Below are 13894 nucleotides of genomic sequence, written 5' to 3' on the forward strand. Positions count from 1 at the left end.
GCTGCGCCGCGAGAATAATCACCAGTAACACCATTAACGCCCTGGCCCATCACTTCCGTAACAATTAAGCCGGTATTCATGGCTTTAACCAAGTCATCAAATGTTTGGTTTGAATGGCTTAGGGTCCAGTTATAAATGCCACCAGCATGACCCGTGTTGGTCATCGATAATTTACGCGCCGAATAACTGGTTAATAAGTAAGTTTCTAGCTGGCCACGATCAATAATACGACGATCTTGGGTAGCGACACCTTCACTGTCGTAATTAGCACTGGCCAGAGCACCAATTAAATGCGGTTGTTCTTCAATACTAAACCAGTCTGGGAATATTTGAGTATTCAATGCTTCCATTAAGAAGCTCGACTTACGATAAATACTGCTGCCACTAATTGCGCCGATTAAATGCCCCATTAAGCCAGTGGCAATTTCTGGCGCAAACAACACTGGCATTTTTGCAGTCGCAATTTTACGGGCATCCAATCGACTTAAGGTTTTGTTTGCCGCTTGTAAACCTACCGCTTCAGGTGACAGTAAATCATGATATTTACGGGCAACTGTATAGTCATAGTCGCGCTGCATATTGCCATCAGACTCTTCGCCTATGACCACACAACTTAAACTGTAGCGAGAGCTGCAATAGCCGTTAAGAAACCCATGGCTATTACCATAAACTCTGGCGGCAGTATGGGCATTGACACTCGCACCATCTGAATTACGGATACGGCTATCAACCGACAAGCTGGCTTCTTCAGCACGAATAGCCAACTGAGCGAGCTCTTCTGCATCGATATCTTGTGGATGATATAACTCTAAGTCGCGAATATCTTGCGCCATCAAAGCGGGATCAGCCAAACCGCTGAAAGGATCTTCTGAAGTATATTTTGCAATACCATCAGCCGCTTTTACCGCTTGGCGAATCGCCTCTGGGCTTAAGTCTGAGGTTGATGAGCTGCCTTTGCGACCGTCACGGTAAATGGTAATGCCTAACGCACCGTCTTTATTAAACTCAACGGTTTCAACTTCTTTTTCACGGGTTGAAACCGACAAACCTTGCTGCTTACTGATAGCCACTTCAGCGGCCGAAGTGCCTAACACTTTCGCATATTCTAATGCGACAGATACAGCGTCTTTTAACGCCGATAATTCAGAATCAATTCTAGGTGTTGGTTCAGTTGCGCGAGGCGCTGAAGAAGGATGAGAAGCCACAAATTTACTCTTTGATTAGTCTAATTGACGCTAGCATATCAAATTCAATTGGCGATTGATAACCGCGCATTTATATCGCAGTTGATCATCAATAAATTCTGCATATTCTAGGCCAAATAAATGCTATCATTAACGCATATTGACTTGAGGTTTATGACTATGAAAATTGTTGGCGATTCTGAGCTATTTCAGCAGCCCTATGATAATGATGACAACTATGTCAGCAGAACAGGCGTTAAAAAAGAAAGTGAGGATGCTCAAGCACTTGGCATGCGTTTAGTGGCCCTGAGCAAAACTCAATTAGACAAAATGGGTTTAGATGAATTTCTATATGATGCGATTCTAAAAACAAAACTGATTAAACAAAAAACTGAAGCCTATCGCCGCCATTTACAATACATTGGTAAATTAATGCGTGGCTTTGAGCATGAGCCTATTGAAGCAGCACTGGATAAAGTGTTGAACAAAAACAATAATGAAGCTGCTCAAATACAGATTTTTGAAAAAATGCGTGAGCGTTTATTAGCTAATGGCGATGATGAGGTCCAAGTATTACTGGATTTGCATCCACAACTTGATCGTCAAAAAATGCGCCAACTGATCCGCCAAGCGAATAAAGAACTGGCTAAAGGCCCAGAGTCAAAATCGTCTAAAGAGTTATATAAGTATTTAAGATCTGAAATAAAAGACTAGGGTCCATCTCTAAAAATAGTCTGTTTAATAGAATAAGGATGTTGCTAATGCGGCTAAAAATGATGACTCGCACACTATTGTTATTATTAACTTCAGTGTTGTTATTTACAGGTTGTAACGGTGCCGCGGACGGCACCGATACTGACACATCGAATGATAGTTATAGTATTACCGTCAGCTATCAAAATGTCGTTAATGGCCAATGTGATACGAGTACTGACTCACTGATTTTTGATCTTGATGGTAGCTTCTGTGCCGTTGCACACCTTAAGTTAGGTAATGCCAACGTCAGTGGCGCACTCATTACTTTTAGTACCACCAATGCAGCAATAACGCCTACAACGGTGTTAACCTTGTCTTCTGGTCTTGCGACAACAGTTGTCACATCAAGCAGCACCGACGCCGGCACGCTTAGCGTGAGTTACTCTCCAAGTGATGCTGATGCAGTTAGTGCGACTCGCAATTATCAATTTAAAGAATATGACACCACTGTTCCTGTCGAAGCAATTAAATTAACCGCTTCTATAAGTGATGCAACCGGTCCGATTACTCGCTTTAATATTGATAAAACAGTTCAACTCAATGCCTTGCTTACTGACAGTAATAATCAAGCTATTGCTAACCAAATTGTGACATTCAATGCTGGTAGTGCTTCGTTAGCGCCAGCAACTGCACTAACAAAATCTTCAGGCATTGCTACGCTCAACTATACGCCGTCCGAGGCAGAGTTAGGTGCCAGTCTGTTAACCGTCACCACAGAATATCAAGGTAGTACTCTCACCAGCAGCAGCGCTTTTGAAGTGTTAGCGTCCGACGATATTGCTACGAATGGTAATGTTAAGATGGGCTCGTATAATGCTAATGGTGAGTTTGTTGAAAGTGAATTGGCGACAACGCTAGTCGCTACAACCGATGGCAGTTATAACATTAGCGCCGGTGGCACATTTGGAATTACAGCTACGTTAGTTACCGAAAACACCGATGGCACATTAACACGCTTGCAAAGTCCAACCAGCATCAGCTTTAGTTCTGACTGCTCTACCAATGACAACGCCACACTTGATTCACCTGTCACTAGCTTATCAGGCTCCGCTAGCTCAACTTTTTCAGATATCAGTTGTAGTGGCAATAGTGAACGTAATGACACCATCATTGCGACAGCAACGGTTAATGGCAGTAGCTTAAACGCAAGTTTACCTTTTACCTTAGCCCGTCAAACGTTATCTAATGTGAGCTTTGTGTCAGCTGACCCAAGCCAAATCCGCATCAAAGGTTCAGGCGGCACCGGTTCAACTGAATCATCGTTAGTGACCTTCTTAGTGACTAGTGCAAATGGCCAACCAGCAGCACAACAAACGGTTAATTTTAGCTTAGACACCAGTGTGGGCGGTTTACAATTTGCTAATGGTAAAGTGACGGACAACAGTATTACCAATTCCCAGGGATTAGTCAGTGTGCGAGTGCAAGCTGGCACCATTCCAACCCCAGTAAGAGTGGTGGCATCAACCACAGACGCCGACACTAACCAAACCATTACCAGCCAATCAGAACAGCTGACCGTCAATACCGGTTTGCCACAACAGCTTGGTTTTAGTATTTCAAGATCAAATGGCAACCCTGAAGCGGGCGACTACAATGGTGAAGAAGTTACCATTACAGTGTATGCCTCTGATAGTTTTGCAAACCCTGCACCAGACGACACTACCATCAACTTTACCGCTGAAGGTGGTCAAATCCAACCATCATGTACCATTGCAAATGGCAGGTGTTCCGTCATTTGGACATCAGCATCACCACGAGTCAGTGACCATCGCGTAACAATTATGGCTTATGCGCTAGGGCACGAAACCTTCTTCGATATCAATGGCAACAATGTATTTGACGATGCTGATGGCGGCGTAGTTAACGGCTGTTTAAGTGGTACAACGTCAGTAGCATGTAGTGGTAATGGCATGGATGTAGAAACTTACCATGACGGTGGTTTTGTTGACTTGCCTGACGCCTTTAGAGATGACAACGAATCTCGCGTCCATGATTCAGGTGAACCTTACTTTAATATTCAAGCGAGTAACACATATCAATTAGCTGACGGTAAATTTAACGGCCCACAATGCCAAGGTACATTATGTGACAGCACGGCTATGAGCACTTATATCCGTAAAGCATTAGTATTAACAATGTCAGGCTCTGATGCTAATTTCGTGGTTAGCCAAGATGGCAGCTTGATTAATAATTACGACACTGATGTTCAGCCTATTACACTAGATGCAACGGCAAAGTTTGATGTGGTACTCACTGATAGCGCCAATCAGATATTGCCTTCAGGTACAATTTTAACGGTTACTAGCACCGAAGGTGAATTGCAGTTCACTGGTTATACCGTACCTAACAAGAGTTCAGCAGGAGGAACATCAACCTCATTTACCTTGAAAAATAATGGTACACCCGGCACAAGCCAAGTCACACTGACAGCAACTACGCCTAAAGGTGTGGTCACTGAATTGATATTTTATGTGACCTTGTCATAAGCTCAATATTCTCACGTCCCATAATATTTACCGATCATTAATGCCTGCTACTTAAGCAGGCTTTTTTATACTTGGCATTAACAAATATGTTGATACAATAAGACATGCTATACGGTATTAGATCGATACTTTGTTGAAATTAAGAACTATTTTTCTAACTGACTTTATGTTCAGCTAACAAATTGTTCAGCGAGTAAATAGCGCACAACACCTCTCGTTTCGATACCATCAATAGCATCTGTAAACAGGGCTAGTTTACTACTCCGAGGGACCGATTTACGACTCTCGACGCATACTAAGGAATACTAATGCGCAAAATTTCTCTACTTCTTACCATTACAGCAGGCGTACTACTCACCGCTTGTGCAGCTAAACCACCCATTGTGGCTCAAAACAAAACGGTTGTCGTCAATGACCAAACTTTCGTACTTGGTGGCTCGTATGATAAAGCAAAAAATAAACTGCTATTGACCGCTAATGGTGACCCGATCATGCAGGGTCGATTCCCGCCAATGACGCCTACTCAAAATCTTAATGCAAACTTTAAAGATATGAAATTTAAAGGTGATTGTTACTTTGGTTCGGTACTAGGAGATCAAGGTGGAAGCTTTGGTATTGTTGCTAGCATTGTTCAATCGGCAAAATCGAGCACTGCAGATAAATGCGACATCTTTATCGATGGCACTAAGCAAGAAACACTGTACTTCTAATTAGACATATTAATTAAGCGCTAGCCCTGCTTACCCACCTATCTATTAATCTATTTCGTTATTTCAGCAGAGATAACGTAAAGTCAGTTAGCACCAAGTTGGTGCGAACAAGGTACATTCAGCACCAGAGCAACTCAATCAATTTTTATACAACTAGTTAAACCTATGTTTATAAGAGACTTTAACTACTGGTCTAATCCTTGCTTTCTCTTCAAGAATAACCCTAGTCTCACTAAACGATTACTCAGTAGTCGACCCGCACACATTACAGATGTCATCACAATTGATTATCATCAAGGGGAAGTGAGTTGATAAACTGTCCTTGTTGAGAATTGAATGATCCCTTTACACACCTCCATGCGCGGCCTACGTTGTTTTTGCGTCGCTGCTGAATGCTTAAGTTTTAAAGAAACCGCTAAAAGACTGTATCTAACCCCTTCGGCGGTAAGTCATCAGATTAAACAGTTAGAAGAATCTCTAAACCAGAGCTTGTTTATTCGTCAAACCCGCGCGGTGACATTGACCGAAGTTGGCGCACGCTTTTACCAGGCCATCGAGCCGGTAATGCAGCAATTAGTCAACACAGTCAGTGAATTTAACCAATCAGACAGAATGCTCGAAGTCAGTATTTCAATGCCAGAATTCTTTGCCAGTGAACTGTTTATGCCTAAACTCATTGGTTGGTCATCTAAATATCCCAACATCAATCTTAAGCTCGAAACCATTAAGTCGCGCAGCGATACGATTAAGCACACTGATGCATCCATTATGCTCTCTGGTAAACAACAAACTAATGCCGATGTGTATGATTTATTTCCAATCACTTATATCCCTGCGTGTAATGCACAATTGCATGCTGAATGGTCTTCACAAGGTTTTAAAGCATTAACTAAGGTGCCATTAATATTGCATAAAGCTCGACCTTACGCTTGGCATCAATGGGCCGAAAATGTTGGCTTTGATGCATTTCAGCCTAAGCAGATAATTCAACTAGACAGTATGTTCAGTGTCGCCCGTGCCGCAGAACAAGGATTAGGTATTGCACTCATTCCATTACCCATCAGCCAAGCATGGTTCGATAACGGCACCCTTCTGTCATTATTTCCTCATCCACTTTTTAGCCATGATCGCTATTACCTCATCCGTCATACTAATGAACAGCAGCGGCCAGAAGTGCAATTGCTGATCGATTGGATCCTCAAAAGTTTCCATGATGAAAGTCATTAGGTATCAAACTTCAAGGTAGACTTTGTAGCAAAGATTTGACAAAGCGGGGGAGCTGATTAGATGAACTTAACTGTTATTTAAACAATTTCTCTCAAACCATGTCGTTCTTAATATCCATTACCTAGATCGACAGGACGTAGAGCATGTCGCAACATCGTGAGCGACTGAGTAATGATAAGGAAACAAACGCCGTAGGTGCATCCATGTAGACTTAAGTAAAACTGTAATGACTACTATATCTGCTGATTCACAATTTAAACCAATTAATTATTTCATCATCATAAGTGAATTTTTTTAACCCATTAATGCGTTTTTTATCGTTTGTCGACGCTAGTCGTTTTGACTAAAGTTCACCTGTAGCGCGGCGCTACACAAACGTTTAAAGGAGCGACATCATGAAAAAGAGCATCGTTAATGGCCTAATTTGTGCCACATTAGTACTAGCAGCATCGGCAAATGTTATGGCTGACGAGCAAGGTCAGCATATCAAGAGTAATGCCTACAAAATGGTATTAGTGGAAGATGTGCCTGGTGTTAATGCATTGCAATCAGGTGATGTCGAAGCTGGCTTAACCGCTACTTTATCTGCAAGTAAGTTCGCCGTGGATGACTATTCTCGTAACGTGAACTTGTGTGCTGGATATGTGCAACTAGCGGATATGGAAAAAGCCCAAAAAGCCTGTAGCGCAGCCGTGAAAAGTGCTCGTACCCAAGTGGCTATTCCTTCAATGACGGTTCGGGCTTATGCCTATAATAATCGTGGTGTAATGAAATTAATGAATAATGACAATATAGGCGCATTAGCCGATTTTAAGTATGCAGCAAAAGTCGATCACAGCGCTATATACCAACATAACGTTGAACGTTTAGAGGCAGCTTTAAACAATGCCCAAAACGGAATGATGTAATTGGATCTAGACCAAAAAACCGTCACGGTTGCCCTTTATCAGTCAACATTCAATCCCATAAAACAAATGAAATAGACAGGTCTATCCAGATGATAGCTGTCTATTTTTGTTTGCCAAGAGACTAATCTAGCATTGAGCAATTCTGATATGATAGAACCAACCTAACATCTGTAGGTCTTCTATGATGTAACACTAACGCTTTTCTGTTTACGTGCTATAGCAACTATGGCCATGGTGGCGAAGACTGCAAACAAGCCCCATAATTGTAACCATTTAGGCATTACCGCCGACCAACCTGCTCCTAATTGATTTAACTCGAGCATCCCCATAATCGCTGGAACAGCTGGGATAACTTGAGATGCTAATACTAATGGTTCTGGAATTAATGCAATCGGCCACACAAAACCTGACACAAATAAAATCGGCATAGACACCAGTAAATACAATTGGGTAGGTAATTCCCGACGATTAAATAAACTACTGAGATAAATACCTAGCGATCCTGTGGCTAATAAAAAGGGCAACATAAATAATCCGACCTCAACCACCGTTGCAACCACGCTCACTTTGTACCAATAGAAACAAAAGCCTAAATAAAAACTACTAAATAGTGCGTAAATCATCATAAACACACTTAACCGTGCAAGCACCAAGGTTACTGGACGTACTTGCTGCCAATAACCGGATTTGCGCCATTGGCCTGCGCCCAAAATACCGGTGCCAATTAATAACGTTTGATGCAGAATTAATAAGAATAATCCCGGCACCACATATGGTGTGTAGCCTAAACTGGGGTTAAACGCTGGAACTGAATTAATATTGACAGAATTAACCGCTTGCAGGGCAAGTTGGGGATTTTGACCGCGAGCCAACAAACCAATTAACTGCACTTGTTTACTTGCATCTATGCCTGCTGACACTAAGCCTTCAGCTACGGCAGAATAAATCAGAAAGTAACTCGCATCGCCGCCGTAACTTAATGTTGCGCCCTTACCTAGCAATAAATCGCGTCTAAAGTTAGCCGGAATAACCAATAACCCATGTGCTTTACCTTGATCGATCCACGTTTGTGCTTGATCAATACTGTTTACATTAGCGAGTATTTTTATCTTAGCACTGGCATCTGCGTGGCGAGTCACCAGCCTACTGAGTGACGAATTATCATGATCAACCACCACGACCTGTTGCTCTGTCGGCACCTGATTCAAATACGGTAACGGATACAGAACCGAGTAAAATAACACTCCACCAAATAGCGTCATCACAATCGCTTTGTCAGCCAATATAGCTTTGCATTCTGCTACGATTAATTGCCAGAAGTTCATCGGTTGACCTCCAGATTAACCGGGAGACTAATTTGACCCTGTGGCGGTATTTTCTGCGCCTGACGCCCCAGCACATAAAGCAAAGGCAATAACAGTAAAAAGCCCCAATAAGAACTGATTTGAGTCAATACTTGCGGCAAGCCAACACCATAGCTGACGACGCTGACATGAGAGTCGATATAGTGACTCGATGGCATCACCAACCGCCACCATTTAGCCAATATGGGCATATCGTTTACCGGGAAGGTTATCCCCATAAACGCAAATGCTGGAGCAAATAATGCGGTACAGAAACTGACCGTGCGAGCACTGTCACGCATAATCATAAAAATAACCAACACTAACAACCACAATGCCATGAGCATGAATGCCTGAGCCAATAGCAATAACCATAATGAACCCGACACGGGCAAAGCTAAATAGTGGTATAACCACACTAAAATAAAGCCACTATGAACGAGCATTATCGGGCTATAAAATAACACTTTAACCCACACCTTTGGCCAAATATTTCGGGCTAAATAATAGCGTTCACCTTGAGGAATAAGCTCAGCATTAACACTATTAACAAAAACCAACATCGACAGTAATTGCCATAATGCAATCAATATCGGCGGGACTAAAAAGCCAACATAGTTATTATTTCGGTTAAATAACGCCGTCGTTTGGTTACTAATAGGCGTTAAGCTCACATCAACGGTGGCTTTATTTGCGCCTTTAAGTAATAGGCTCACCTCGCCAATTTGCGTTAACCCCTCTGCAAGGCTGAGTTGTAACTGGCTGGATAATAACTTTCCCACTAACAAAAATTGGCTGTTATAGCGAATATCAATTGTGGGTTGTTTTGATGTGAGTAAATCTTTTCTGAGCTGGTAAGGTAAAATAACTAGCCCGTATACTTGCGCTTGACGCATAGCTTCAATCGCCGCAGCTTCATTGGCAAATGAGCGGGGGGCAATCACGGCATTAGCCGATAATTGCCTTGTTAGCATGCGGCTAATTTGACTGTTATCTAAATCAACTACGGCAACGGGGAGCTGCCTTGGCAAGCCCACACTGAATAACCACCAAAGTGCGAGCACGCCAATTAGCGGAATATAGCTAACCAAAGCCAGTTGCCATGGTGAATGCCACAACGCTTTACATTCACGCCTGAATAAATGCCTCATCAGCAAGCCTTATTAATGTTCGGCAAGCTTATCGGCACGAAACAACACCGACATTCCAACTCGCAAGTCGGCAATTTTTTGCTTAGGTGTCAGTTCAACTTCGAAGGTACGCATATCAAAGTCGTGGCCGCTCTCGGTCGAGCGCCAAGTAGCAAAGTTACCCATGACACTAACGTGTGACACGGTAAATTCGACTTGCTGCTGTAATGCTGGAATATCTAACATGACGGTTTGATCTTGCTTAAATTGCAACAATTGATCTTCTCGAACTTGCAACACAGCCCACGCATCACTCATATCAATAATGCTCACCACCGGAAAACCACTCGGCGCAAGCTCACCAGCTTGTAATAATACTTCACTCACCTCAGCTTTTTTAGGTGAGCGCATTTGGCTGTCGGCTAAAATGGCATTCACCTCGTTAACCGCGCCTTCTGCCATACGAGTTTTACCTGCTGCTGCGGCTTTAGTTTCAACCCGGGCGCCTTCATTAGTCATTTGATACATAGCATAAGCTGCTTGCTCGGTATATTTAGCGGCTTGCCATTGGGTATAAGCTTCATCGCGTTTTTGCCGTGCAACAACACCTTCATCAAATAAGTTTTCAATTCGTTGATAAGTTTTTAGGCTCAGTTCGGTCGCAGCTTTCGCTTTTAACCATTGCTCTTTAGCCGCGGTAACTTGTTGCTGCCTTGCACCGTTATTAGCTTGTTGTTGCATAGCGGTTGCCGCTTCAAGACCGCCTTGGGCCTGCAATAGCTTGGCATCTAATTCTGGGCTGCTGATAGCAAACAGAATATCATCCACGTTGACTTGATCGCCTTTGCGAACTAAAACTTGTTCAACTCGGCCAGAAACTTTAGACGAGATATTATATTCACGAGCTTCTATTTGCCCTTGTAACACTGTTGGCTGAGGCGTAAAAGCCAGCTTTACGCCGTATCCTAGTAGTAATATAACTAGCACAAATGCGACCACTGCAATGATCTTGTTAGCCCGCATAAGCAGCCCCTTGAAGTTGAGTTCGGTTGATAAATTCATCTACTTGACCACTAATGGCCATCACTTTGGCGTAGGCTTGCATATAGCGATATTTAGCCCCTAATTGCTGAGTTTTAACCGCAGTTAAGCTTAGTTCAGCATCGATTCTATCAATTGAAGTGGATAATCCTTGGTTAAAGGACAATTCTCGTAAACGTAAATTTTCGGTCGCTAATGCTAATGACACATCCAGTGCATCCGCTTCTTCTTTAGCTTGCAGCATCTGCCGATAACTCTGATCAATCAGCAAACTTAAATCTTGTTTGGTTTGAGCTTTGGTATAACGCGCTTGCAGTAAAGCACTTTGCGCCGCTTGCACTTTTCCACTGCGGCCATCACGGCTAATAAGCGGTATGCTCATACCAACACCTACCATCCAGTCGGGCTCCACTTGAGAAAATAAGCTGTCATCTTCATATAAGGTGTAATTGCCATATAAATACACTGTGGGGTAGTAACTGCCCTTTTCTAAGTCGACTAAACCATTGGCTTGGGCTTCTTTAGCTTCGAGTAGTTTTAACGCCGGATGCTGAGTTAATGTCAGCTGGCTAAGACGTGGCAATGAAGGTTGTTGTTCGAGTAAAAACAGTGCCGAAATAGGATCGACCGACGGTATGTGTAACATCCTTGCTAAAGCAATTTCGGTCATTTCGTATTGACGCTTGGTTTTACCCCAGTTTACTTTGGCATTTTCTAACGCGACTTGGGCATTTAAGCGTTCAACTTTGGCGATTTGCCCTTGTTGCTCTAATTTTTGCGCATGATTGACATGCAAGGTTAACGAGTCCACCAGCTGCTTTTGGGTATCGACTAAAGTTTTTGTCACCGACACGGCATAGTAGCGATCAACTAGCTGAAGAAATAACTCACGCCGAGCTAGGGCAAATTCTTGTTCTCTCTCTGAAACTTGGGCAGCATGTATTCCTTGGGCTGCAGTAATTTTACCGCCGGTATAAATGGGCCACATGGCTTGTAAGCTGGCACGAAATACATCTTGTTCAGTAAAAGGAGTGACAAAGAGAGAACCTGGAATACTCGCTAGAGCACTGCCAAGCGCCGGTGGCAATGTACTGCTATCAAGCACCGCAAGTGGGTTTAAATCTCGTAAATCAAGTTCGATAGGTTTTTCGAGGCGAGTATAGCTGCCAGCAATATTAAGCGATGGGTAATTTAACGCATCGCCTGCATCTTCTTCCGCTTTGGCGCGGTTGACTAGCTGAGCTTTAGCTTGAAGCTGATCACTCACTTGCGCCAATTGCTGCCAAGCATGACTAAAGGTGACAGGTTCAGCAAAGACACTAAGATGGACAAATAAAACACTGAAACACAGCGCAAATTTCACTCGTTTGCGACAATATGTACTGATATGACGTTGTGCAAACATAAACACCCCTAGAGTTAACACTCTAATTTTTGAAGGATAATAACGTAGTTCCGTTATTATCACAGTCGCTAGATCATAAAGTGAATATTCACTTACTTACATAAGCTTGTGAATGCAGTTTAGATCACAATAACTCACTGAGCATAAACACTCAGTGAGTTGCCAACACAATGAAGGGGGTTGTTAAGCGGTGCCACCAACCGTTAGACGATCAATTTTTAGAGTAGGCTGGCCAACACCAACGGGCACGCTTTGTCCGTCTTTACCGCACACGCCAACGCCTTTATCTAAGGCTAAGTCATTACCGACCATTGAAATCAGCCCCATGGCTTCAGGGCCATTACCAATTAAGGTCGCGCCTTTAATTGCCTGAGTCACTTCACCGTCTTCAATCAAATAGGCTTCGGAAGCAGAGAACACAAACTTACCAGACGTAATATCGACCTGTCCGCCACCAAAGTTAGGCGCATAAATGCCTTTTTTAACTGACTTAATAATGTCGGCAGGGTTTGACTCACCTGCATTCATATAAGTGTTGGTCATGCGCGGCATAGGTAAATGTGCATAAGATTCACGGCGACCGTTACCTGTAGGTTCTTGCCCCATTAAGCGGGCATTTAACTTATCTTGCATGTAACCTTTTAATATACCGTTTTCAATTAAGGTGGTTTTTTGACTTGGCACGCCTTCATCATCGATGCTTAATGAACCGCGACGATTTTCCAGGGTACCGTCATCCACGATGGTCACTAAAGTAGACGCCACTTGCTGGCCCATTTTACCGCTAAATGCACTGCTGCCTTTACGGTTAAAGTCACCCTCTAAACCGTGACCAACTGCTTCATGCAGTAAAACACCAGGCCACCCATTACCTAATACTACGGTCATTTCACCGGCTGGCGCATCAATAGCATTGACATTAACTTGTGCTTGGCGCACTGCTTCGCGGGCAAACTCAAAACTCTGCGGTAAGCCAGCTTCATCGGTGGCCAAAAAGGCGCTGTAATCGTGACGACCGCCGCCACCTGCACTACCACGTTCGCGCTTACCTTTGTCTTCTAAGATAACACTACAGTTAAAGCGCACTAATGGACGAATATCAGCCGCTAATGTTCCGTCACTGGCGGCAATCAATATTTCTTCATGCACGCCAGATAAACTCACGACTACCTGAATAATTCGGCTGTCGAGGCTACGAATATAAGCATCGGCTTGCTTTAACAAATCGATTTTCTTCACTTCGTCCATAGCAGCAATGGGATCGGCACTGTCATACAATTTATGGGCTGTTTGACGTTTAAAAGCTTGTACTTTATGTTGCTCACCAGCACTGGCGATACCGCGGGCAGCTTTTGCTGCTGCATCTAAAGCTGCTGGGGTAATTTCGTCAGCATAAGCAAAACCAGTTTTTTCGCCAGTAATGGCGCGCACACCCACTCCGCGCTCAATATGAAAGCTGCCTTCTTTTACAATGCCATCTTCTAATACCCAAGACTCATGGCGACAAGCTTGGAAATACAGGTCTGAAAAATCGATATTGTGTTGATGAATGGTATTTAAGTAACCTTGCAGTCCATCTAAGGTTAATCCATCTTGCAATAAACTCTGCTCTACTTGGGTTAAAAATGGCATTAAAACTCTCTTTTTTAATTGGTAACGCGTACTGCGAATTTAGTTTCTGTCAGGCTCGTTCAGTGTTATTTC

Annotated in this window: 11 protein-coding genes; 5 read left to right on the top strand and 6 right to left on the bottom strand. The window is 43.1% G+C overall.

Annotated features, from left to right (window positions below; translation table 11 throughout):
• A partial coding sequence (pmbA, locus tag CXF78_RS04105) for a metalloprotease PmbA (RefSeq protein WP_102036054.1) occupies positions 1-1205 on the bottom strand: 1205 nt, incomplete at its 3' end.
• Positions 1206-1364: 159 nt separating this feature from the next.
• Here pmbA and yjgA point away from each other — a divergent pair.
• The 5 genes from yjgA to CXF78_RS04130 all read left to right on the top strand — a co-directional run bounded on the left by yjgA (position 1365) and on the right by CXF78_RS04130 (position 7271).
• The gene (yjgA, locus tag CXF78_RS04110) at positions 1365-1898 is read left to right on the top strand and encodes a ribosome biogenesis factor YjgA (protein ID WP_011639137.1); all 534 of its coding nucleotides are present in this window, start codon (positions 1365-1367) and stop codon (positions 1896-1898) included.
• Between the two features lie 47 nt (positions 1899-1945).
• A complete protein-coding gene (locus CXF78_RS04115; RefSeq protein WP_102036055.1) occupies positions 1946-4426 on the top strand; it encodes an Ig-like domain-containing protein in 2481 nt (826 codons plus the stop codon).
• Between the two features lie 308 nt (positions 4427-4734).
• Positions 4735-5136 (top strand): YajG family lipoprotein, encoded by a 402-nt coding sequence (locus CXF78_RS04120; protein WP_011639139.1) that lies wholly within the window; start codon positions 4735-4737, stop codon positions 5134-5136.
• Between the two features lie 336 nt (positions 5137-5472).
• Positions 5473-6363, top strand: coding sequence for a LysR family transcriptional regulator (locus tag CXF78_RS04125; protein WP_180957043.1), 891 nt, complete (start codon positions 5473-5475; stop codon positions 6361-6363).
• A gap of 395 nt (positions 6364-6758) precedes the next feature.
• Positions 6759-7271, top strand: coding sequence for a tetratricopeptide repeat protein (locus CXF78_RS04130; RefSeq protein ID WP_102036056.1), 513 nt, complete (start codon positions 6759-6761; stop codon positions 7269-7271).
• A gap of 179 nt (positions 7272-7450) precedes the next feature.
• On the opposite strand, the gene CXF78_RS04135 is transcribed toward CXF78_RS04130, so the two are convergent.
• The 5 genes from CXF78_RS04135 to tldD form a co-directional block, all read right to left on the bottom strand.
• Positions 7451-8596: an ABC transporter permease gene (locus CXF78_RS04135; RefSeq protein ID WP_102036057.1), complete on the bottom strand. Its 1146-nt coding sequence runs from the start codon at positions 8594-8596 to the stop codon at positions 7451-7453.
• Positions 8593-9765: an ABC transporter permease gene (locus CXF78_RS04140; protein WP_102036058.1), complete on the bottom strand. Its 1173-nt coding sequence runs from the start codon at positions 9763-9765 to the stop codon at positions 8593-8595. Before CXF78_RS04140 ends, CXF78_RS04135 begins: the two co-directional genes overlap by 4 nt.
• A gap of 12 nt (positions 9766-9777) precedes the next feature.
• Positions 9778-10767, bottom strand: a complete 990-nt coding sequence (locus CXF78_RS04145; protein ID WP_102036059.1) for an HlyD family secretion protein — start codon at positions 10765-10767, stop codon at positions 9778-9780.
• Complete coding sequence (locus CXF78_RS04150; RefSeq protein WP_102036060.1) at positions 10757-12190, bottom strand: TolC family protein; 1434 nt, start codon at positions 12188-12190, stop codon at positions 10757-10759. The genes CXF78_RS04145 and CXF78_RS04150 overlap by 11 nt, the downstream gene beginning before the upstream one ends.
• 183 nt (positions 12191-12373) lie before the next feature.
• Complete coding sequence (tldD, locus tag CXF78_RS04155) at positions 12374-13822, bottom strand: metalloprotease TldD (protein WP_059747763.1); 1449 nt, start codon at positions 13820-13822, stop codon at positions 12374-12376.
• Positions 13823-13894 lie beyond the last annotated feature (72 nt).

Source organism: Shewanella sp. 11B5 (assembly GCF_002836795.1).
GTDB lineage: Bacteria > Pseudomonadota > Gammaproteobacteria > Enterobacterales > Shewanellaceae > Shewanella > Shewanella frigidimarina.